Raw genomic sequence first — 20,266 nt, forward strand, 5'->3', positions numbered from 1 at the left:
GTTGTGGACGACAGCGAGCATCGCCACTCTCGTCGCCGTCGCCCGTTCCCACCGCCTGACCGGAGGTCCTGGTGCCGCAGCACGATCCGTCGGCCGAGGGTCCGGACCGCAGCTCCGACCATCCGCCGGCCGGGAGCCCGTCCGCCAGGGACTCCGATGCGAGCACGTCTGCCGAGCGTCCGCAGGCGACCCCCGATGATCCACCGGTGCAGACGCCGCCACCGGTGCCGGTTCCCGCCCCGGGATTCGACCCGGACGAGCCTCCGGCGGTTCCGTCGGGGAAGTTCGGCACGCCGGGGCGTCCGCTGCGGCGCAGCAGTTTCCTCGTCGGCTTCACCGGCGCGCTGGGCGTGCTGCTGGCGTACACCCTCTATCTGGGGATCCGGAATGCCGGCGGCATTCTGGTGCTGGTGGTGATCGCGCTCTTCCTCGCGGTGGGCCTCAACCCGGCGGTCGTGCGCCTGCGCACCTGGGGTGTGCCCCACGGCCTGGCGGTGGCGGTGGTGGCGTTGACCGTGGTGCTGCTGCTCTGCGGCGGCATCGTGGCGCTGGTACCGCCGATCGTGACGCAGTCCGGGCAGTTCATCGACCAGATCCCAAGTCTGCTCGACGAGTTGCGCCGCAATCCCACGGTCAACGACCTGGTGGAGCGGTACGACGTGGTGGAGCGGGTGCAGGGCGCGGCCAACGCCGACACCATCGGCCGGGCGCTCGGCGGGGTGCTCGGTGGTGCCCAACTGATCTTCGGCACGGTGTTCCGGACGCTGACCGTGCTGGTGCTGACCATCTACTTCCTGGCCTACTTCGACAAGCTGCGTTCCCTGGGCTACGCGCTGGTGCCCCGGTCCCGCCGCGAGCGGGCGGCGTTGATCGGCGATGCCATCCTCACCAAGGTGGGCGCGTACATGGTCGGGGCGCTCAGCATCGCGGTGCTGGCCGGTGCGACCACGTTCGTCTTCGCGCTGATCGTCGGGCTGCCGTACCCCTTCGCGCTGGCCGTGGTCGTCGCGGTCACCGACCTGATCCCGCAGATCGGCGCGACTTTGGGCGCGGTGATCGTGAGCCTGGTCGGCTTCGCCGCCGACCTGCCCACCGGGATCGCCTGCGCGGTGTTCTTCCTGGTCTACCAGCAGGTGGAGAACTACCTGATCTACCCGAAGGTGATGCGGCGCTCGGTGGAGGTCAACGAGGTCGCCGCCCTGCTGGCGGCGCTGCTCGGCGTGGCGCTGCTGGGCGTGGTGGGGGCGCTCATCGCCATCCCCACGGTGGCCGCGCTGCAACTGATCCTGCGCGAGGTGGTGCTGCCCCGCCAGGAACGCAACTGAAGCCGCCGGGAGCGCAGCTGAAGCCGCCGGGAGCGGAACCGAGCAGGCTCAGTCGGCCGGGCCGGGGACGGGCGTGTCGGCGAAGGCCGCCACCGTCCGGTCGGCGTACGCGCTGACGTCGCCGGCCTCCATCGGCCCGTCCCAGGTCGTCGGCAGGGGCACCTCGACCGCAGGGTTGACCCGCTTGACGATCTCGTCGAGCACCGTCTCCGCGTCACCCACCCACAGGTGCTTCGCGCCGGGCACCCCGACCACCTCGGCCTGCGGCACCGCCCCGAACCGCTCCCGCGCCTCGGCCGGGCGCAGGTAGTCGTCGAACTCGGGTACCAGCGCCACCAGCGGTCGACCGGAGGTGGCCCAGGTCGTCAGGTCGTCCGGCGTCGAGAAGCGCAGCGGCGGGGAGAGCAGGATCGCGCCGGCCACCGCCGGATCGCAGCCGTACTTGAGGGCCAGGTCGGTGCCGAACGACCAGCCGACCAGCCAGATGTTGGGCAGTTCGGCGAACTCCGCGTACTCGATCGCGGCGGCCACGTCGTACCGCTCGCCCACCGCGCCGTCGAAGGTGCCCTCGCTGGTGCCGCGCACGCTGCTGGTGCCCCGGGTGTTGAACCGCAGCACGGCCAGGTCGGCCAGCGCCGGCAGCCGCCAGGCCGCCTTGCGGAACACGTGGCTGTCCATCATCCCGCCGTGCGTGGGCAGCGGGTGCAGGCAGACCAGGGTGGCCACCGGCGGCCGGTCGGCCGGTAGGGCCAGTTCGCCGACCAACCGCAGCCCGTCGGCGGTGTGCAGCTCGATGTCCTCCCGGCGGCCGGGCAGGATCGACGACGCGCGGATCGCTGTGCTCACCGCCCCAGTCTGTCGCGAAGTCACCACCGCCGCCCACCGAGGCACGAACAGGGTGATCCAGATCGCTCAGCCGTGGCGCGGGGCACCAGGGCGGACCGCTCAGTAGCGGGGCGCGCCCCGGCCGCGCTGCACCGCCGGGCCGCGCCGCTCCCGGGCCCGCCAGCAACCGCTGTGCCAGTGCCGGCGGTCGGTCAGGTCACCCAGGCCGTCGGCCGGCCAGGCCACCAGGTGCGCCACCCCGGGTCGGATCTCCTGGTCACAACCGGGGCAGCGGTACGTCTTGACCGACGCGCCCGCCCCGATCCCGCGTACCTGCCAGGCGCCGTCGGTCCACTGCTGCACCGAGGCGACGCCCTGGCGGACACGGTCGGCGTCCAGGTTGGCGTTCTCGTCCCGGCGAGGGCGGTTGCGACGGGGGCTCACAGTCACCAAGCGTACGGTCACCTCGGGCGGGGTGGTCCTTCGGCCGGCCCCGCCTGAGCCGGGGTCATTTCCAGCTCTCCGGCCGCGTCGGGTCCGCGGTGACCTGTGCCCCCGCCAGCACGGTGGTCGCGTCCGCCTCGGTGAAGATGTGCGCCGGCGGTTCCCCCTGCCAGGGCCAACCGAAGTCGGCGAGGACCATCGTCCGGGGAACGCCGACCAACTCCAGCCTCGTCCCGTTCGCGGTCAGCAGCGCCGGTTTGCCGGCGATGGTCCGGTCCGACGTGGTATAGGTACCCGCCGAGCTCGCGTACCGGTAGTCCACCGTCATGATCTCGGCCTCGGCACGTTTGACGGCGAAACGGGCGGTGATCAGTCGGGGATACGAGGCGATGTCGACCGCGCAGCTGGTGACCCGCGCGCCCTCGGGCAGGGAGGTTAGCCGAAGGGGCCCCGGGCACCGTCGGGCCTTGTTCCAGCGCAGGGCCTCGACCGTCCGCTCGAGCACTGCCGCGTTGCCCTGCGGCATGACGGCACGCGCGTAGAGGCCCTGCGCGGGCTGCCACATCTTGACCAGGCTGCGGGGCATACCGGTCGTCGGTCGGACCGTGCCGTCGAAGTGCTGCGGACCCGCTTCGGTCACGTCGAAGGACACGCCGTCGATCACGACGCTGGCGGGCAGCTCGGCTGTCCTGCTCACGTCGACGCGCACCTCCCCGCCGCCCGGCACAGCGACCCGTATGGTCTCGACGTAGCCCTGAATCACCTCCCAGCCCAGGTAGTGAGCCCGAGCCGGGTCGACGCCGACGTGCAGCACCTCCGGGTCAGCGCTCACCAGCGTCGGATCGGAGGCCGCTCCGGGCACTCCGTCGGCGCGCGGTGGCACTGGCGGAACCACCCTCGGCGTCGCGGTGGTCCAGGGCATACGGCCCGTCAACGCGTCGAAACGCGCCTCCGTCACCCCGACGAAGCCGAGGGCTCCCACCAGGGACAAAGCGGTGCCGGCAGCGACCCGGCGATGCAGTTGACGGCGCCGGCCCCGGGCGCGGGAGACCCGCACCAGCCGGTCGGTGTCCACGCGGCCCTCGGCGCGCTGGCGCAACGTCTGGTTGATCCGCTGATCGAGGTCGGTCACGGTCGGCTCCCGTTCGTCGCCGGTGCGCCGCAGCGCTCCCGCAGGTTGGCGAGCGCCCGCATCGCGTGGGTGCGGACGGTGACCGGCGAGCAGTCCAGGATCTGGGCGATCGTCGCGTCGTCGAGGTCCTCGTAGTAGCGCAGCACCAGCACCGCCCGCTGACGGTCGGGCAGGGCGAGGATCAGCCGCCACATCTCGTCCCGGTCGGCCGTCTCCCCGCCCACGTCGACGCGGAGCGGCCGATCTCCGACGGTGTCGACGACCAACTCCCGATTCGACCGGCGGCGCCACCAGGAGTTGTTGGCGTTGACCAGCATCCGTCGCACGTACACGTCGGGCCGGTCGGCGCGGGAGATCCGCTTCCACTGCACGTACGCCCGGGACAGCACCTCCTGGGTGAGGTCCTCGGCCCGGTGTTCGTCACCGGTCAACAGCCGGGCCAGCCGCATCAGGGCCGGGCCACGACTGCCGACGTACTCCTCGAAGGTCACATCCTCCTAGACGCGGCCGGGACCCTTCGGCGTTGACCCGGTCAGCGGTGCGAGTGGTCGCGGAAGCCGCGACGGGTCTTGCGGCCCAGGTAGCCGGCGGTGACCAGGTGTTCCAGCAGCGGCGCGGGCGCGAAGCCCGGCTCGCGCAGCTCCAGGTACAGCTCCCGCTGGATCGCCAGCGAGACGTCCAGCCCCACCACGTCGAGCAGTTCGAACGGGCCCATCGGGTAGCCGCAGCCCAACTTCATCGCGTGGTCGATGTCGTCGGCCGTCGAGTAGCTGGCCTCCAGCATTCTGACCGCGTCGTTCAGGTACGGGAAGAGCAGCGCGTTGACGATGAACCCGGACCGGTCGCCGCAGACCACACCGGTCTTGCCCAGCGCGGCGCAGACCGCCCGGGCGGTGGCGGTGGTCTCCGGGGAGGTGCGGATGGTCCGGACCACCTCGACCAGCGGCATGACCGGGGCCGGGTTGAAGAAATGCAGGCCCACCACGTCGGCCGGCCGCTGGGTGGCCATCGCCACGTCGATCACGGGCAGCGACGAGGTCGTGGTGGCCAGCACCACGCCCGGCTTGCAGATCTCGTCGAGGCTGGCGAAGAGCGCCTTCTTGACGCTCAACTCCTCGACGACCGCCTCGACCACCAGGTCGACGTCGGCGAGGTGGTCGAGGGTGGCCGTCCAGGTGATCCGGCCGAGCGCCGCGTCCCGGTCGGCTTCGGCGAGCTTGCCCCGGACCACGCCCTTGTTCAGCGACGTCTTCACCGCCTCGCACACCGCCGCCGACTTCTCCGCGCCCCGGGTCACCGAGACGACCTCGTACCCGGCCTTCGCGAACACCTCGATGATCCCGGTCGCCATCGTTCCCGAGCCGACCACGCCGACCTTGGTGATGGCGCGCGCGCCGTCGGCGAGCGCGGCGTCCGTCGCCGGCGGCGTGTTCTCGTCGGGTACGACCTTCGGCGAGCCGGGCCGCTCGTAGGTGTAGAAGCCGCGGCCGGACTTGCGGCCGAGCAGTCCCGCCGTGACCATCTGCTTGAGCAGCGGCACGGGGGCGTGCCGACGGTCCCGCCCACCGCGCCGGTACATCGTGTCCAGGATCTCGTACGCGGTGTCCAGGCCGATCAGGTCCATCAACGCCAGCGGGCCCATCGGCAGACCGCAGCCGAGCTTCATGGCGGCGTCGATGTCCTCCCGGGTCGCGTAGTGCGACTCGACCATCGCGACCGCGTGGTTGAGGTAGCCGAAGAGCAACGCGTTGGCGATGAAGCCGGCCCGGTCGTTGATGGTGACGTCGACCTTGCCGAGCCGGGCGCACAGCGCCTCGACGTCGGCCACCACCTCGGGCGCGGTGACCACCGTGCGGACGACCTCGACCAGCTTCATCACCGGGGCCGGGTTGAAGAAGTGGATGCCGATCACCTGGTTGGGCCGGCTGGTGGCCACGGAGATCTCGGTGACGCTCAGCGACGAGGTGTTGGTGGCGAGGATGGTCTCCGGCTTGCAGACCCGGTCCAGCTCCGCGAAGATCCGCTGCTTGAGGTCCAGGTGCTCGGGCACCGCCTCGATGACCAGGTCCACCGAGTGCAGCGCGTCCAGCCCGACCGCGAAGTGCACCCGCTCGTGCAGCGCGTCCCGGTCCGCCACGGCGAGCTTGCCCTTGGCGACCGCGCGGTCGGTGGAGCCGGCGAGGGTGGCCCGACCGCGCTCCAGCGCCGGCTCGGAGATCTCGACCGCGACGACGTCGATGCCGTTCCGGGCGAAGACCTCGACGATGCCGGCACCCATGGTGCCCAGCCCCACCACACCCACGGTGCTGAACTCGCGCGCCACGACCGGCCTCCCCAGACACTCCGCACGGCCCTGAACGGCCGCTAAGGCTTTGCGCGCGAGTCTGCCACGTGCCGCAGGCTTGTCGAGACGCCGTGGGATATTTCACCCACCGTGCGGCCTATCCGGCCTGCGCGTCGGTCAGTGCCAGCAGCTCCGCCACGAACTCCCCCGGACGCTCGATGTGCGGGCTGTGCCCGCAGCCGGGCAACACCACCTCGCGGTACGTCCCGCCGGCCGCCGCGTACCGCTCCAGCACCGCCCGGGTCTGGCCGACCATCGGCTGCGGCGGGCAGGACTCCGCACCCGGCCAGCCCGGTACGACACCCAGCGAACCCAGGTACGGCAGATCGAACAGCGACGTGTCCGACACGATCACGTCGGCGTCCCCGCGCACCCAGGCGATCTCCGGCTTCTGGGCGACGGCCACCAACTCGTCGGCGATTCGGAACCAGCTCGGGGCGAGCGCGTTGAGGACGCCGCGTTCCCCCGGCGCGGTACCCGGCCAGTTCGCGGAGGGCACCGCCGTACCCGGATAGTTGTCGTCGCCGGTCGCCGTGGACAGCACGCTGTCCAGCAGCAGTTCCTCGTCGACGCCCAGCGAGGCCGGATCGGCCACGTACGCGGCACGCAGCACAGCGCGCGGGCTGGCCGGCGCGTCGGCGCCCCGGTCGCCCTCGACGAGCCGCGCGACGAAGTCCCGGTTGGCCGTGCCGGCGCCGGTACCGGCGAAGTCGGGCGTGGTCGGCGTGCCGACGAGGTCGCGCGTGCCACCGAAGCCGTACGGCGACACCGGCGCGGACAGCAGCAGCGCGCCCACCCGGTGGGGATGGTCGACCAGCAGCCGCATGGCCACTCCCCCGCCGAGGGAGTGCCCGACCACGACCGGTCGGACCGCACCACCGGCGTCGGCACTGCCGCTGGCGTCGACGCTGCCGCTGGCGTCGGCACTGCCGCTCGTGCCGGCCGGGAACAGCGTCGGGTCGTCCAGCAGGGCGGCGACGTCGTCGGCGAAGTCCCGCAGGCCCCGGGTGGCGTCCACCGCGGCGGTCGCCGAGTCGCCGAACCCGCGCAGGTCGGGCGCGACGACCCGCAGCGTCGGTGGCAGTCGCCGGATCAACGGCTCCCAGAACAGCGAGGAGGAGCAGTTGCCGTGGACCAGCAGCACCGGGGTACCGTCCGGCGGGCCGCCCACCCGTACCGCCTGGCGTATGCCGTTCGCCGTCACGATCCGCTGCTCGGTCTCCATCCGCGGCATGCTGCCACGCCGGTCCACGCCGGTCCAGGTGTCGGACGGCCACCCGCCGGCACCGCCGGAGTGTGGTCGACCGCCAGGATCGCCCCGGTGGAGTCAGCGGCGGGCGCCGGGTGGTGTGGCCAGCGGCAGCGGCAGCGTCGGTCGGACGTCTCGCCGGGACACCCCGAAGCTGAGCCCGACCGGATCCGTGTGGGCCACCCCCGGATCGAACAGGCGCAGCTCGGTACGGCCGAGCCGGATCACGTCACCGTCGCTCAGGCGTTCCACCTCGGTGATCCGGCGGTCGTTGAGCCAGGTGCCGTTGGTCGAACCCAGGTCGCGCAGCGACGCGCCCTCGGGGGCCAGCCACACCTCGGCGTGCCGGCGACTCAGATGCGGGTCGTTGATCACCACGTCGCCGGTCGGCGCCCGACCGATCACCTGTGGCTCGCCCCGCAGCCGAAAGCTCGCTCCGCGCATCGGCCCACCGGCGACCGTCAACAACGGCATCAGTTCCGGATGTTCCTCCATGGACAGTCAGCCCTCCACCCCACACCGTTACTCCGCGCGTCAGCTTGCCATCAGACAGTAATCGTCAATACCGACCAGCCGGTCAGCTCCTCGTCACCTCCCGGCCACCCGGCGTTCGACGATTCGGCCGGCCGCCCCCTGACATCCGGCACCTGACCTGCACTGATCAACGAGCGGGCCGACGGACCCGACGCCCACCCCGGCGACCCGAAATCGTGGCCTACCGGTGAGTAATGTTCGGGTCTAGACTTCCGCCATGACGGCTGTGCATGTCCCCGGCACCCCCCTCATCAAGGCGCACGAGCTGGTCTCCACCAGTCCGGCCACCGGCGTCGAGGCCGGCCGCCTGCCGGTCGCCACCGACGCGGACGTACGACAGGCCGTCGAGCGGGCCCGTGCCGCCGGCGAGTGGTGGGCCGGTCTGGGCTTCGTCGGCCGTCGCCAACGGCTGCTGCGCTGGCGCGCGCTGCTCGCCCAACGCGTCGAGCAGCTCGCCGAGTTGATGCACGTCGAGGGCGGCAAACCGGTCGCCGACGGCATCGTCGAGATCGCCAGCGCGCTCGAACACATCGACTGGGCCGCCCGCAACGCGCGCCGGGTGCTCGGCCCGCGCCGAGTGCGGTCCCGGCTCGTCCTCGCCGAGTTCTCCGCGCACCTGGAATACCAGCCGCACGGCGTGGTGGGTGTGATCGGGCCGTGGAACTACCCGGTCCTCACCCCGATCGGCTCCGCCGCGTACGCCCTGGCCGCCGGCAACGCCGTCGTGCTCAAGCCCAGCGAGTACACGCCCGTCGTCGGTCAGTGGCTGGTGGACACGTTCGCGGAGGTGGTGCCGGAGCAGCCGGTGTTCACCGCCGTACACGGGCTCGGCGACGTCGGTGCCGCGCTGTGCCGCTCCGGGGTCGACAAGGTGGCCTTCACCGGCTCCACCGCGACCGCCCGCAAGGTGATGGCCGCCTGCGCCGAGACGCTGACGCCCGTGCTGATCGAGGGCGGCGGCAAGGACGCCATGATCGTCGACAGCGACGCCAACCTGGACGCCGCCGCCGAGGCGTGCGTCTGGGGCGCGATGACCAACGCCGGCCAGACCTGCATCGGCATCGAGCGCGTCTACGCCGTCGAGCCGGTCTTCGACGCCTTCGTCGACAAGGTGGTGGCCCGCGCCGGCCGGCTGACCGTCGGGCCGGAGGGCGCCGACATCGGCCCGATCACCATGCCCGGCCAGATCGACGTGATCCGCCGCCACATCGAGGCCGCGGTCAGCTCCGGCGGTCGCGCCGTGCTCGGCGGCCCGGACGCGGTGCAGCCACCGTACGTACATCCGACCGTGCTCGTGGACGTACCGGAAGAATCGGCCGCCGTCCGCGAGGAGACCTTCGGCCCGACGGTGACCATCGGCCGGGTCCGCGACGCCGACGAGGCCGTCGCCCGCGCCAACGCCCTGTCGTACGGCCTGGGGGGTTCGGTCTTCGGCCGCCGACGTGCCGTGTCGATCGCGCGGCGCCTGCGCTCCGGTATGGCCTCGGTCAACTCCACGCTGACCTTCGCCGGCATGTCCACCCTGCCGTTCGGCGGCGTGGGCGACTCCGGCTTCGGGCGGATCCACGGCGCGGACGGCCTCCGCGAGTTCGGGCGTGCCAAGGCCATCACGCGACGTCGGGCGCGGTCGCTGCTGCCGTCGATGACCTTCGAACGCAGCCCGGCCGACGTGGCACGCCTCGTCAAGGCCATCAAGGTGATGTACGGCAGATGAGTGTCGGATAGCCGATCTGCGCCCGGATCGGTGTATCCACATGTTTAGCAGTTGTACGCGCGGCGGTACATTGCGTTAAATGGGCCCCAATCGATTGCGCCACCGCCTTGTCGACAGTGACCAGTCGTGGAGCGCTCGGCAGCGGCGCCGTCGTTCGGAATGGCTGGCGCGCACCTTTCCCGACATCGCCGACATGCACGTCGTCGACCTCGGTGGCCGGCTCGGCACCTGGCAGCGCGCCAGCGTCCGGCCGGCCCGCGTCACGGTGGTCAACCTGGAACAACCGCCCGCTGCAGTACCCGAGTGGGCCCATGTCGAGCAGGCCGACGCCTGCGACCTGCCACCCCAGGTCACCAAGGGCGCCTTCGACCTGGTCTTCTCGAACTCGGTGCTGGAGCACGTCGGCGGGCACGAGCGACGGCTGCGGTTCGCCGCCGCGGCCCGGTCGCTGGCCGACCGGCACTGGGTGCAGACGCCCTACCGTTACTTCCCCATCGAGCCGCACTGGATCGCGCCCGGGATGCAGTTCCTGCCGATCCGGATGCGCACGGCGCTCGCCCGCCGTTGGCCCCTCGGCCACAAACCGACCCGCAGCCACGAGGCCGCCATCCACCAGGTGCTCTGGACCGAACTGCTGGACCGTTCGCAGATGCGCCACTACTTCCCCGACTCGACGATGCTCGTCGAGCGGGTCTTCGGCCTGCCGAAGTCGTTGATCGCGGTACGGACCGGGCGGTGAGCCGGGGTCAGAAGAGGGTCAGCTCGTCCTTCTCGATCCCCCGCAACCGGTCGTAGTTGACCACCACGCACCGGATGCCCCGATCGGCGGCGAGCACCCGGGCCTGCGGCTTGATCTCCTGCGCGGCGAACACACCGGTTACCGGGCTGAGGAGCGGGTCACGGTTCATGAGTTCGAGGTAGCGGGTCAACTGCTCCACGCCGTCGATCTCGCCACGCCGCTTGATCTCGACGGCGACGGCGGCGGAGTTCGCGTCCCGGCACAGCAGGTCCACCGGGCCGATCGCCGTCATGTACTCGCGGCGGACCAAGGTGAACCCCTCACCCAGCACGGTCGGGTTGGCGGCCAGCAACTCCTGCAGGTGTGCCTCCACCCCGTCCTTGCGCAGGCCGGGATCCACACCCAACTCGTACGAGGTGTCCTGGAAGACCTCCTCCAGGGTGATCCGCAGCTCCTCGCCGGCCTTGTTGACCACCCGCCACACGCCGGGGGCCTCCTCCAGCCGGCACGGCGGACTCATCCAGTTCAGCGGCTTGTACGCCCGGTCGTCGGCGTGAATCGACACCGACCCGTCCGCCTTCACCATCAACAGCCGGGTCGCCGGCGGCAGGTGAGCCGAGAGCCGTCCGACGTAGTCCACCGAGCACTTCGCAATGACCAACCGCACCCGACGAGGGTAGCCGAGCAGCCCGCAACCGCCACCGAGCGGCACTGGCGCGTCGGTGCGATGCTGAGACCGTGTTCGAAGTACTCACCGGCACCGGCCTCGCCGCCTCGGCAGGGCTGAACGCCTACATACCCCTGCTCGTCCTCGGCCTGCTCGGCCGCTACACCAACCTGATCGACCTGCCCAACGGCTGGACCTGGCTCGGCAACGGCTGGGTCATCCTCATCCTGGCCGTCCTGCTCGCCGTCGAGATGGTGGCGGACAAGGTGCCGGTGGTCGACCACATCAACGACGTGGTGCAGACCGTCGTCCGACCCACGGCCGGTGGCCTCGCCTTCGGGGCCGGCTCGTCGTCGGAGACCGTGACCGTCAGCGACCCGGGGAGCTTCTTCACCTCGCACCAGTGGGTGCCCGTGGCCACGGGCGTGCTGCTCGCCTTCGGCGTACACCTGCTGAAGTCCGCCGCGCGGCCGGTCGTCAACGCCACCACCGCCGGGTTCGGCGCCCCGGTCGCCAGCACCGCCGAGGACGCGACGAGCGTAGTCATGTCCCTGGTCGCGGTCATCCTGCCGGTGCTCGTACTCGCCTTCCTGGTGGGCCTGGTCGTCTTCGTCTACTGGTTCCTCCGTCGACGCTCCGAACGCCGCCGGGAACGCGAGGCGGCCCGCGCCGCCGGCTTCCGCGTCTGACCTGCTTTTCTGTGCAGACGGCGATGGCCGGCACCCCGTGGTGGGGTGCCGGCCATCGGTGTGTTCGTCAGCTGTTCCAGTACTGGGCGACCAGGTCGGTGGCCTGCTGCTCCCACTGGGCGTACGCGTCGGGGTACGCGGAAACCTGCACGGTCTGCGCGGCGTCGGTCAGCGGCATGTCCTGCCAGCCGTCAACCTGCTTGAGGCCCTTGAGGAACGCGGTGGTGGAGTACTCGGGGTTGGTGATCTGCTCCGGGGTGCCCCAACCGCTGGACGGGCGCTGCTGGAACAGGCCAAGGGAGTCGTGATCGTTCATATCGCCGAGGTGGCCCAGGTTCTCCAACTTCGACTCCTGCAGGCTCGTCGCGATCGAGATGACCGCCGCCCGCTCCGGCAGACCCGCCTTCTTCGTGGCCGCGATGATGGCCTTGACGTTGGCGGTCTGCTCACCGTTGAGGGTGATGTGCGACTGGTCGCCCTGCGGCTTCGGAGCGGTGCTCTGCACGGCAACAGCGGCGGGCTTGGCGTCGACGGCCGGGGTGGCGGCGTGGGCGGCGATGGGGCCGGCGAAGACGCCACCGGCGAACGCGAGACCAGCAACAGACAGCATGCTCTTACGGAAGATCGTGTTCATCAGGGGTTGCTCCTTCGGGGGTAGGAAACACCCACGCGTTTCAGGGGGATGCGCGGGTGTTCAGCACCTCGTCCGGGCGCTTGCACAAAGTCTTTGAGGGGGGCGGCGGCCGGCGAGCCGGAGGGGCTCGGGCGCCGCGGACCGGGTTCAACGACCCGATGGCCGGGGTCATTCCCGGGGGCCGGGCGGCCTGCGGGCGGTTGCTCGTGGCGGCCGGTCCGGGTGTAACGACCCGACGGCCGGGGCCATTCCCGCAGGCAGGCGGCCCGGTGGGCTCGTCGCGCCGGGGCCGGGTGCAACGACCGGCGGCCCGGGGTCATTCCCCGGGGTTCGGTGACCGCCTGGTGAGGCGGTGCTCGTGCGGCCAGGCCCGGGTCCGGGTCCGGGTGGCGGTGCGGGGTCACTCCCCGGGGTCCTTTGCTCTGCTTCAACCCGCGCAACACCCGGTGTCCGGATATCGGACGCTAGCTGGTGCGTCCGTTGAAGCAGAGCAAAGGACCACGACGCCAACAGGCACGCCCCGCGGATGGGCATCGACCCCCGACCCGCGATGATCACGCGCCCACCCGCTCACCCCACATGACCCATCACCGGACACAGCGCCCAACCGGGCCGTCGGCGGCGGTCTGCGGGGTGCGTCCGAGCGGTGATCCACACGAGATCGCCGAAGTCGCGGTATCCGAGGCCGGTTGACACCCCCAGATCGGCGAAGTCGAGTCGATCACGCCGAGCGCGGCGCCACAAATGCCTAATATCGGGGCAAGACACTAGAGGAGGTCGACGTGACCGCTGCGTTGGAGATGCCCCGGGTGCAGGAGTGCGTGGTGGCCGCGTGCGCGTACAACCAGGGCGGTGACTGCCACGCCTTCGCGATCACCATCGGCAGCCTGGACCACGCGCACTGCCACACCTTCGTCGAGTCGCCCGTGCGGGGCGGGGTGGACGGCCTCACCGCGCAGGTGGGCGCCTGCCAGCGTGCCGACTGCCGGCACAACGAACAGTTGGAGTGCCACGCCTCCTCGATCAAGGTCGGGCCGGACAACGACCTGGCCGACTGCATGACGTACGCCGGTCGCTGACCCCGGCGACCACCCGTTCAGGGCAGGTCGTTGGCCTGCCGGATGACCGTCACCAGGTCGTCGATGATCCCGGTGAGGGCGAAGTCCTTCGGGGTGAAGACCCGGGCCACCCCACCGGCGAGCAGGGTGTCGGCGTCACCGGCGGGGATGATGCCGCCCACCACCACGGGCAGGTCCGCGCGGCCGGCGGCCCGCAGCCCGTCGAGCACCGCGGGCACGGCCGCCAGGTGCGAGCCGGACAGCACCGACAGCCCGACCAGGTCGACGTCCTCCTCGACGGCGGCGGCCACGATCTGCCCGGCGGTCAGCCGGATGCCCTGGTAGACGACCTCGAAGCCGGCGTCGCGGGCGCGTACGGCGATCTGCTCGGCGCCGTTGGAGTGGCCGTCCAGGCCGGGCTTGCCGACGAGCAACCGCAGCCGTCCGCTGCCCAGCTCGCGGGCGGTGGCGGCGACCCGTTCGCGTACCGCCGCGAGACCCGCGTCGCCGCCGCTGCCGGTGGCGCCGGACAAGCCGGTCGGCGCCCGGTACTCACCGAAGACCTGGCGCAACGCGCCCGCCCACTCCCCGGTGGTCACCCCGACCCGCACACAATCCAGGGTCGCCGGCATCAGGTTGGCGGTGGTCGCGGCGTCCGCGCGGAGCCGGGCCAGTGCCGCGTCGACCGCCACGTCGTCCCGCCCGGCACGCCATTCGCGTACGGCGGCGACGGCGGCCGCCTCGACCATGGGATCGACCTGTTCGACGGCCTCGGCGCCCGCCGCCGTCAGCGGGGACGGTTCGGTCTCGGCGAAGCGGTTGACGCCGACCACCACGTCGACGCCGGACTCCATCCTGCGTCGGCGCTCGGCCAACGAGGCGACAAGCGCGCTCTTGAGATAGCCGGTCTCCACGGCGGCCACCACGCCGCCCATCTCCAGCACGGCGTCCAACTCGACCCGCGCCCCGGTGACGATCTCGTCGACGAGCGAGGTCATGACGTGCGAGCCGGCGAAGAGGTCCGGGTATTCGAGCAGGTCCGACTCGTACGCCAGGACCTGCTGCATGCGCAGCGACCACTGCTGGTCCCAGGGACGGGGTAGACCGAGCGCCTCGTTCCAGGCGGGCAGTTGCACGGCCCGGGCGCGGGCGTCGCGGGACATGGTGACGCCGAGCATCTCCAGCACGATGCGCTGGATGTTGTTCTCCGGCTGCGCCTCGGTGAGGCCGAGCGAGTTGACCTGTACGCCGTAGCGGAACCGCCGTTGCCGGGCCTCGCGCACGCCGTACCGGTCCCGCGTGATCTCGTCCCACAGCACGCCGAACGCGCGCATCTTGGCGATCTCCTCGACGAAACGCACGCTCGCGTTGACGAAGAACGAGACGCGCTGCACCACGTCGCCGATCCGCTCGACGGGCACCTGACCGGAGTCACGGACCGCGTCCAGGACGGCGACGGCGGTGGCCAGCGCGAAGCCGACCTCCTGCACGGGCGTCGCGCCGGCTTCCTGGAGGTGGTACGAGCAGATGTTGACCGGGTTCCACCTCGGCATCGTGCTCAGGGTGTGCGCGATGACGTCCGCGGTCAGCCGCAGCGAGGCCGCCGGCGGGAAGATGTACGTCCCCCGCGACAGGTACTCCTTGATGATGTCGTTCTGGGTGGTGCCGGAGAGCAGGTCGGCGGTCGATCCCTGTTCTGCCGCCACGGTGCCGTAGAGGGCGAGCAGCCACATCGCCGGTGCGTTGATGGTCATCGAGGTGTTCATCTCGGCGAGCGGGATGCCGTCGAACAGCGCCCGCATGTCACCCAGGTGGGCCACCGGCACGCCGACCCGCCCGACCTCACCGGCGGCCAACTCGTGGTCGGGGTCGTACCCGGTCTGGGTGGGCAGGTCGAAGGCGACCGACAGGCCGGTCTGCCCCTTGCCGAGGTTGCGGCGGAAGAGCGCGTTGGTGGCGGCGGCCGACGAGTGGCCGGCGTACGTGCGCATGACCCACGGGCGATCTCGCTCGGGCAGCCGGCTCGACGTCTCATCCATGGCCGGAGTCTAAGTTACCGTTCAGTAGAAAGGGTTGTGGAAAACCACACAGGTCCATGTCGGGGACGCCCGGATGCGAAGCGCCCGCGGTGGCGCGGACCGCCACACCCCGGGCACCCGCCGCTTGCCGCCAGGACGCACACTTGACGTCATGGATGATGAGCTGGCCATCTCCGTCCGTGGGCTGCGCAAGGCGTACGGCGACAACGTGGCCGTGGCGGGTGTGGATCTCGACGTCCACCGGGGCGAGGTGTTCGCGTTGCTCGGCCCGAACGGCGCGGGCAAGACCACCACGGTGGAGATCCTGGAGGGCTACCGGCACCGGGACGCCGGCGAGGTGGCCGTGCTCGGCGCGGACCCGGCCCGCCCGGACGCCGACTGGCGCTCGCGGGTCGGCATCGTGTTGCAGGGCACCGGCGAGTTCGACGAGCTGACCGTGGCCGAGGTGGTCCGACACTTCTCCGGCTTCTACCCGGACGCGGACGACCCCGCCAAGGTGATCGAGCGGGTCGGGCTGGCCGCGAAGGCCAAGGCCCGTACCCACACCCTCTCCGGTGGGCAGAAGCGCCGCCTCGACGTGGCGCTGGGCATCATCGGCCGTCCCGAACTGCTCTTCCTCGACGAGCCGACCACCGGCTTCGACCCGGAGGCCCGCCGCGAGTTCTGGGAGCTGATCCGCGACCTGGCGGCCGCCGGCACCACGATCCTGCTCACCACCCACTACCTGGACGAGGCGGAGGCGCTCGCCGACCGGGTCGGCGTGATCGCCGGCGGCCAACTGGTCGAGGTGGCCACGCCGGACCGGCTGGGCAACCGGCAGGAGGCCCTGGCGACGGTCTCGTGGCGTACCCCGGAAGGGGCTTGGGAGAGCGCGCAGAGCGCGACGCCGACGGCCCTGGTGGCCGACCTGGCCGCGCGCTACGGCGGCGAGGTCCCCGGGCTCACGGTGACCCGGCCGACCCTGGAGGACGTCTACCTCACGATGATCGGACACGCGCGATGACGACCACGACGAAGCCGGCGACGCCGGTCGCCGCGACCCCGGGCCGGCGGCCGGGCGCGGGCGCGCTCGCCCTACGCCAGGGCCGCCTGGAGATCACCCAGTTCCTGCGCAGCCGGGAGTCCGTGGTCTTCACGATGGGCTTCCCCATCATCATGATCCTGATCTTCGCGTCGATTTTCGACGGGGCGATCGGCGGCGGGGTCAAGTTCACCCAGTACTTCATCACCGGCATGATCGCGACCGGCCTGATGACGGTGAGCTTCCAGAACCTGGGCATCTGGATCCCGGTCGAGCGGGACCGGGGAATGCTCAAGCGCTACCGGGGCACACCGATGCCGAAATGGGTCTGGTTCGCCGGCAAAGTGATCATGGTGGTGGCGATCGGCATCGCCGAGACGGCCGTGCTGCTGGCCTTCGCGGTGGCGCTGTTCGACCTGGACCTGCCCGGCACTGCCGCGAAGTGGATCACCTTCGGCTGGGTGTCCGTGCTCGGGGTGACCGCGTGCACCCTGTCCGGCATCGCCATCTCGTCGTTGGCCCGCACCGCCCGCAGCGGTTCGGCCGTGGTCACCCCGGTCTCCCTGGTGCTCCAGTTCATCTCCGGGGTGTTCTTCGTCTTCACCGAGCTGCCCACGTGGATGCAGCAGGTGGCGGCACTGTTCCCGCTCAAGTGGATGTGCCAGGGACTGCGGGCGGTCTTCCTGCCGGAGAGCTTCGGGGCGCAGGAGCCGGGCGGCTCGTTCGAGCTGGGCCGGGTGGCGCTGGTGCTGGCCCTGTGGTGCGTGATCGGCCTGGTCCTCTGCCTGACCACCTTCCGCTGGACCACCAAGCGCGACGGCTGAGCGGACGACCGGGGCGGGCAGCCCGCCCCGGTCGCCGTCACCACTCAGTACGTGTAGAAGCCCTTGCCAGTCTTGCGGCCCAGGTCACCGGCGGTGACCATGCGCTGGAGCAGCTCCGGCGGGAAGAACTTCTCGTCGGCCGTGTCGGTGTAGATGTTCTTCGAGGCGTGCAGCAGCACGTCCACCCCGGTCAGGTCGGTGGTGGCCAGCGGACCCATGGCGTGCCCGAAGCCGAGCCGGCAGGCGGTGTCCAGGTCCTCGGCGGACACCACGCCGGACTCGACCAGCTTGACCGCCTCCATCACCAGGGCGGAGATCAGCCGGGTGGTGACGAAGCCGGCGATGTCCCGGTTGACCACGACCACGGTCTTGCCGATCTCCTCGGCGAAGGTCCGTGCGGTGTCCAGCGTGGCGTCGCTGGTCTTGTAACCACGGACCAGCTCGCAGAGCTGCATCATCGGCACCGGGGAGAAGAAGTGGGTGCCGACGACCGCCTCCGGCCGCTCGGTGACCGCCGCGATCTGGGTGACCGGAATGGCCGAGGTGTTCGTGGCGAGCACCGCGTCGGACCTGCAGATCTTGTCCAGGGCCCGGAACACCTCGTGCTTGATCTCCAGCCGTTCGAAGACCGCCTCGACCACGATGTCCGCGTCCGCCGCGGCCTCCAGGTCGGTGGTCGGCGTGATCCGGGCGAGGGTCGCCTCGACCTCGGACGCCTCGATCTTGCCCTTCTCGGCGAACTTCTCCAGCGACTTCCGGATGCCGCCAAGTCCCCGGGTGGTGGCCGCGTCGTCCAGGTCGCGCAGCGTCACCTGCCAGCCCGCCTGCGCCGCTACCTGGGCGATGCCGGAGCCCATCAGCCCGGCTCCGACGACCGCGAGTCGACCCGCCATCTGCTTCTCCCTCGCTGCGATTGAGTGCCTGCCTGCACCCTAGGGGTCTGTATGAAACAGACCCTAGCCGCGAGACTGAACGATGGCTAAGTCGGTGGTCAGATCTCCAGTGCCGGCTCCTCGGGCGCGGTCCCCCGCTCCACCGCCACACCGAGCGCGCGCAGGTCGGCCACGAAGTCCGGGTATCCCCGGTCGACGTGGTGCACGTGCGACACCTCGGTGGGTCCGTCCGCGCAGAGCGCGGCGATGATCAGCCCCGCCCCGGCACGGATGTCGGTGGCCCGTACCGGCGCCCCGGACAGCCGCTCCCGCCCCCGGACCACGGCGTGGTGCCCGTCGGTCTTGATGTCCGCTCCGAGCCGCATCATCTCGTTGGCGAACATGAACCGGCCGTCGAAGATGTTCTCCGTGATCAGGGACGCGCCGTCGCTCACCGACGCCAGCCCGATCGCCATCGGCAGCAGGTCGGTGGCGAAACCGGGGTACGGCAGGGTCACCACGTCCACCGCGCGGGGCCGGTCGTCCATGCGTACCCGGAAGCCGTCTCCCCGCGTCTCGACCAGGCCGCCGGCCGCGACCACCTTGTCCAGCGCGACCTCCAGGTAGGCCGGGTCCAGCCCGGTCACCGTCACGTCGCCGCGGGTCATCGCGGCGCCGAACGCCCAGGTGCCGGCGACGATCCGGTCCCCCACGGTGGCGTGCCGCACCGGTCGCAGCCCGGCCACGCCGGTGATCCGCAGGGTGGACGTGCCGGCGCCGGAGATCCGCGCGCCCATCTGGTTGAGCATCGTGCAGATGTCGACGATCTCCGGCTCCCGGGCCGCGTTCTCGATCGTCGTGGCGCCCTGGGCCAGCACCGCCGCCATCACCAGGTTCTCGGTCGCCCCCACGCTGGGGAAGTCCAGCATGATGTCGGCCCCGCGCAGCCCGTGCGGGGCCTCGGCGATGACGAAGCCGTGCTCACCGGAGATCTCCGCGCCCATCCGGGTCAGCCCGGAGATGTGCATGTCCAGGCCACGCGAGCCGATCGCGTCGCCGCCCGGGTGGGCCACCCGCACGTAGCCCCGGCGGGCCAGCAGGGGGCCGAGCACGCAGATCGACGCGCGTAGCCGCCGAACCAGGTCGTAGTCGGCCTCCGCACCTGGCTGCTCGGGTACGTCGATGGTGACCGAGCGGGACCGGGCGACCCCGCCGTGGGCCACCATCGGGTCGACCGGATCGTCCGCGTCGAACCGGACGTCGCAGCCCAGCCGCCGCAGCACCTCCCCCATGATCGCGATGTCGGTGATCCGCGGGACGTTGGTGATCACACTGCGGCCGGGCGCGAGCAGCGCGGCGGCCATCAGCTTCAACGCCGAGTTCTTAGCACCGACGACGTGCACGGTGCCCGCCAGTCGGGCCGCACCGCAGACCCGGATGACGTCGACGTCGTTGACCGCCGGGTCACCGGCGTCGCCCGGACCCACCACCGCCGGCCAGCCGGGTGTCGGGTCCGGCCGAGCGGGGATCGTCAGTTCCGGTATCCGTAGGCTGTGCGTCATGGCCGTCCACCTCACGCGCATCTACACCAAGGCCGGCGACGCCGGCATGACCAGGCTGAGCAACAACGAGCAGGTCCCGAAGACCGATCCACGGATCGCCGCGTACGCGGACGTCGACGAGTGCAATGCGGCGATCGGTGTCGCACTCGCCCTCGGCCAGCTCGACGAGGAGCTGCGGGCCGTCCTGGCGTCGGTGCAGAACGACCTGTTCGACGTCGGCGCCGACCTGTCCACCCCCGTCGAGCCGGAGCCGAAGTATCCGCCGCTGCGGGTGACCGAGGAGTACGTCGAGCGCCTGGAGGGCTGGTGCGACGAGTACAACGCGCGCCTGAGCAAGCTGGACTCCTTCATCCTCCCGGGCGGCACCGCCGGGGCGGCGCTGCTGCACGTGGCGCGGACCATCGCCCGACGAGCCGAGCGGGCGGCGTGGGCGTTGGTCAGCCACGATCCGGACCGGACCAGCCCGCTCCCGGCAAAGTATCTCAACCGGCTCTCCGATCTGCTCTTTATCCTGTCAAGAACGGCAAATCCGGCAGGTGACGTGCTATGGGTCCCAGGCGGCAAGCGCTAAGCCTCGGCTTTCCCGCTCTCGCC

20 protein-coding genes are annotated in these 20,266 nt (G+C 71.2%); 8 read left to right on the plus strand and 12 right to left on the minus strand.

Translation table 11 applies throughout. From position 1 onward, the window contains the following. Positions 1 to 224: 224 nt before the first annotated feature. Complete coding sequence (locus ACN263_RS24320; RefSeq protein ID WP_422740808.1) at positions 225 to 1,325, plus strand: AI-2E family transporter; 1,101 nt, start codon at positions 225 to 227, stop codon at positions 1,323 to 1,325. Between the two features lie 48 nt (positions 1,326 to 1,373). Here ACN263_RS24320 and ACN263_RS24325 read toward each other — a convergent pair whose 3' ends face one another. The 7 genes from ACN263_RS24325 to ACN263_RS24355 form a co-directional block, all read right to left on the minus strand. Then, complete coding sequence (locus tag ACN263_RS24325; RefSeq protein ID WP_422736631.1) at positions 1,374 to 2,171, minus strand: alpha/beta hydrolase; 798 nt, start codon at positions 2,169 to 2,171, stop codon at positions 1,374 to 1,376. Positions 2,172 to 2,270: 99 nt separating this feature from the next. Beyond that, positions 2,271 to 2,594: a hypothetical protein gene (locus ACN263_RS24330; RefSeq protein ID WP_422736632.1), complete on the minus strand. Its 324-nt coding sequence runs from the start codon at positions 2,592 to 2,594 to the stop codon at positions 2,271 to 2,273. 64 nt (positions 2,595 to 2,658) lie between these two features. Continuing rightward, complete coding sequence (locus ACN263_RS24335) at positions 2,659 to 3,726, minus strand: hypothetical protein (RefSeq protein WP_422736633.1); 1,068 nt, start codon at positions 3,724 to 3,726, stop codon at positions 2,659 to 2,661. Continuing rightward, entirely contained in the window at positions 3,723 to 4,217 is a 495-nt protein-coding gene (locus ACN263_RS24340) for a SigE family RNA polymerase sigma factor (RefSeq protein ID WP_422736634.1), read from the minus strand. Before ACN263_RS24340 ends, ACN263_RS24335 begins: the two co-directional genes overlap by 4 nt. A 41-nt stretch (positions 4,218 to 4,258) precedes the next feature. Next, positions 4,259 to 6,049, minus strand: a complete 1,791-nt coding sequence (locus ACN263_RS24345) for a 3-hydroxyacyl-CoA dehydrogenase family protein (RefSeq protein ID WP_422736635.1) — start codon at positions 6,047 to 6,049, stop codon at positions 4,259 to 4,261. Positions 6,050 to 6,167: 118 nt separating this feature from the next. Next, on the minus strand, positions 6,168 to 7,304 hold the full coding sequence (locus ACN263_RS24350; protein WP_422736636.1) for an alpha/beta fold hydrolase: 1,137 nt from the start codon (positions 7,302 to 7,304) through the stop codon (positions 6,168 to 6,170). A gap of 93 nt (positions 7,305 to 7,397) precedes the next feature. Continuing rightward, complete coding sequence (locus ACN263_RS24355; RefSeq protein WP_422736637.1) at positions 7,398 to 7,814, minus strand: FHA domain-containing protein; 417 nt, start codon at positions 7,812 to 7,814, stop codon at positions 7,398 to 7,400. A 256-nt stretch (positions 7,815 to 8,070) separates the two neighbouring features. Here ACN263_RS24355 and ACN263_RS24360 point away from each other — a divergent pair, with 256 nt between their 5' ends. Further along, complete coding sequence (locus ACN263_RS24360) at positions 8,071 to 9,567, plus strand: aldehyde dehydrogenase family protein (RefSeq protein ID WP_422736638.1); 1,497 nt, start codon at positions 8,071 to 8,073, stop codon at positions 9,565 to 9,567. Positions 9,568 to 9,646: 79 nt separating this feature from the next. Next, positions 9,647 to 10,306 carry a methyltransferase domain-containing protein gene (locus tag ACN263_RS24365; protein ID WP_422736639.1) on the plus strand — a complete coding sequence of 220 codons (660 nt, stop codon included), beginning with the start codon at positions 9,647 to 9,649 and terminating at the stop codon, positions 10,304 to 10,306. A 7-nt stretch (positions 10,307 to 10,313) separates the two neighbouring features. On the opposite strand, the gene nucS is transcribed toward ACN263_RS24365, so the two are convergent. Continuing rightward, positions 10,314 to 10,973 carry an endonuclease NucS gene (gene nucS, locus ACN263_RS24370; RefSeq protein ID WP_422736640.1) on the minus strand — a complete coding sequence of 220 codons (660 nt, stop codon included), beginning with the start codon at positions 10,971 to 10,973 and terminating at the stop codon, positions 10,314 to 10,316. Positions 10,974 to 11,044: 71 nt separating this feature from the next. Here nucS and ACN263_RS24375 point away from each other — a divergent pair, with 71 nt between their 5' ends. Next, the gene (locus ACN263_RS24375; protein WP_422736641.1) at positions 11,045 to 11,662 is read left to right on the plus strand and encodes a DUF4126 domain-containing protein; all 618 of its coding nucleotides are present in this window, start codon (positions 11,045 to 11,047) and stop codon (positions 11,660 to 11,662) included. A 67-nt stretch (positions 11,663 to 11,729) separates the two neighbouring features. On the opposite strand, the gene ACN263_RS24380 is transcribed toward ACN263_RS24375, so the two are convergent. Continuing rightward, entirely contained in the window at positions 11,730 to 12,296 is a 567-nt protein-coding gene (locus ACN263_RS24380; protein ID WP_422736642.1) for a hypothetical protein, read from the minus strand. 782 nt (positions 12,297 to 13,078) lie between these two features. Between ACN263_RS24380 and ACN263_RS24385 the strand changes: the two genes are divergently transcribed. Further along, positions 13,079 to 13,375 (plus strand): DUF1540 domain-containing protein, encoded by a 297-nt coding sequence (locus ACN263_RS24385; protein WP_422736643.1) that lies wholly within the window; start codon positions 13,079 to 13,081, stop codon positions 13,373 to 13,375. A gap of 17 nt (positions 13,376 to 13,392) precedes the next feature. Here the strand turns inward: ACN263_RS24385 and ACN263_RS24390 are convergent, their stop codons facing one another. Next, positions 13,393 to 15,393 carry a protein meaA gene (locus tag ACN263_RS24390; protein WP_422736644.1) on the minus strand — a complete coding sequence of 667 codons (2,001 nt, stop codon included), beginning with the start codon at positions 15,391 to 15,393 and terminating at the stop codon, positions 13,393 to 13,395. Between the two features lie 151 nt (positions 15,394 to 15,544). On the opposite strand from ACN263_RS24390, the gene ACN263_RS24395 reads away from it, so the two are divergent. Next, complete coding sequence (locus ACN263_RS24395) at positions 15,545 to 16,396, plus strand: ABC transporter ATP-binding protein (RefSeq protein ID WP_422736645.1); 852 nt, start codon at positions 15,545 to 15,547, stop codon at positions 16,394 to 16,396. Continuing rightward, complete coding sequence (locus ACN263_RS24400) at positions 16,393 to 17,238, plus strand: ABC transporter permease (protein WP_422736646.1); 846 nt, start codon at positions 16,393 to 16,395, stop codon at positions 17,236 to 17,238. Before ACN263_RS24395 ends, ACN263_RS24400 begins: the two co-directional genes overlap by 4 nt. Before the next feature lie 44 nt (positions 17,239 to 17,282). Here ACN263_RS24400 and ACN263_RS24405 read toward each other — a convergent pair whose 3' ends face one another. Then, the gene (locus ACN263_RS24405) at positions 17,283 to 18,131 is read right to left on the minus strand and encodes a 3-hydroxyacyl-CoA dehydrogenase family protein (protein ID WP_422736647.1); all 849 of its coding nucleotides are present in this window, start codon (positions 18,129 to 18,131) and stop codon (positions 17,283 to 17,285) included. Positions 18,132 to 18,229: 98 nt separating this feature from the next. Further along, positions 18,230 to 19,672: a UDP-N-acetylglucosamine 1-carboxyvinyltransferase gene (gene murA, locus ACN263_RS24410; protein ID WP_422736648.1), complete on the minus strand. Its 1,443-nt coding sequence runs from the start codon at positions 19,670 to 19,672 to the stop codon at positions 18,230 to 18,232. Between murA and ACN263_RS24415 the strand changes: the two genes are divergently transcribed. After that, entirely contained in the window at positions 19,671 to 20,243 is a 573-nt protein-coding gene (locus ACN263_RS24415) for a cob(I)yrinic acid a,c-diamide adenosyltransferase (protein ID WP_422736649.1), read from the plus strand. The two genes, murA and ACN263_RS24415, sit on opposite strands and share 2 nt — an antisense overlap. Positions 20,244 to 20,266: the final 23 nt, after the last annotated feature.

This window comes from Micromonospora sp. WMMD729 (assembly GCF_049315225.1).
Lineage (GTDB): Bacteria > Actinomycetota > Actinomycetes > Mycobacteriales > Micromonosporaceae > Micromonospora.

What these genes read in the sequence shown, in the direction of transcription:
- ACN263_RS24405 (WP_422736647.1), bottom strand. Translation starts at nt 18,131, where the DNA reads ATGGCGGGTCGACTCGCGGTCGTCGGAGCCGGGCTGATGGGCTCCGGC.
- ACN263_RS24415 (WP_422736649.1), top strand. Translation starts at nt 19,671, where the DNA reads ATGGCCGTCCACCTCACGCGCATCTACACCAAGGCCGGCGACGCCGGC.
- ACN263_RS24360 (WP_422736638.1), top strand. Translation starts at nt 8,071, where the DNA reads ATGACGGCTGTGCATGTCCCCGGCACCCCCCTCATCAAGGCGCACGAG.
- ACN263_RS24350 (WP_422736636.1), bottom strand. Translation starts at nt 7,304, where the DNA reads ATGCCGCGGATGGAGACCGAGCAGCGGATCGTGACGGCGAACGGCATA.
- ACN263_RS24400 (WP_422736646.1), top strand. Translation starts at nt 16,393, where the DNA reads ATGACGACCACGACGAAGCCGGCGACGCCGGTCGCCGCGACCCCGGGC.
- ACN263_RS24390 (WP_422736644.1), bottom strand. Translation starts at nt 15,393, where the DNA reads ATGGATGAGACGTCGAGCCGGCTGCCCGAGCGAGATCGCCCGTGGGTC.
- ACN263_RS24395 (WP_422736645.1), top strand. Translation starts at nt 15,545, where the DNA reads ATGGATGATGAGCTGGCCATCTCCGTCCGTGGGCTGCGCAAGGCGTAC.
- ACN263_RS24365 (WP_422736639.1), top strand. Translation starts at nt 9,647, where the DNA reads ATGGGCCCCAATCGATTGCGCCACCGCCTTGTCGACAGTGACCAGTCG.
- murA (WP_422736648.1), bottom strand. Translation starts at nt 19,672, where the DNA reads ATGACGCACAGCCTACGGATACCGGAACTGACGATCCCCGCTCGGCCG.
- ACN263_RS24380 (WP_422736642.1), bottom strand. Translation starts at nt 12,296, where the DNA reads ATGAACACGATCTTCCGTAAGAGCATGCTGTCTGTTGCTGGTCTCGCG.
- ACN263_RS24355 (WP_422736637.1), bottom strand. Translation starts at nt 7,814, where the DNA reads ATGGAGGAACATCCGGAACTGATGCCGTTGTTGACGGTCGCCGGTGGG.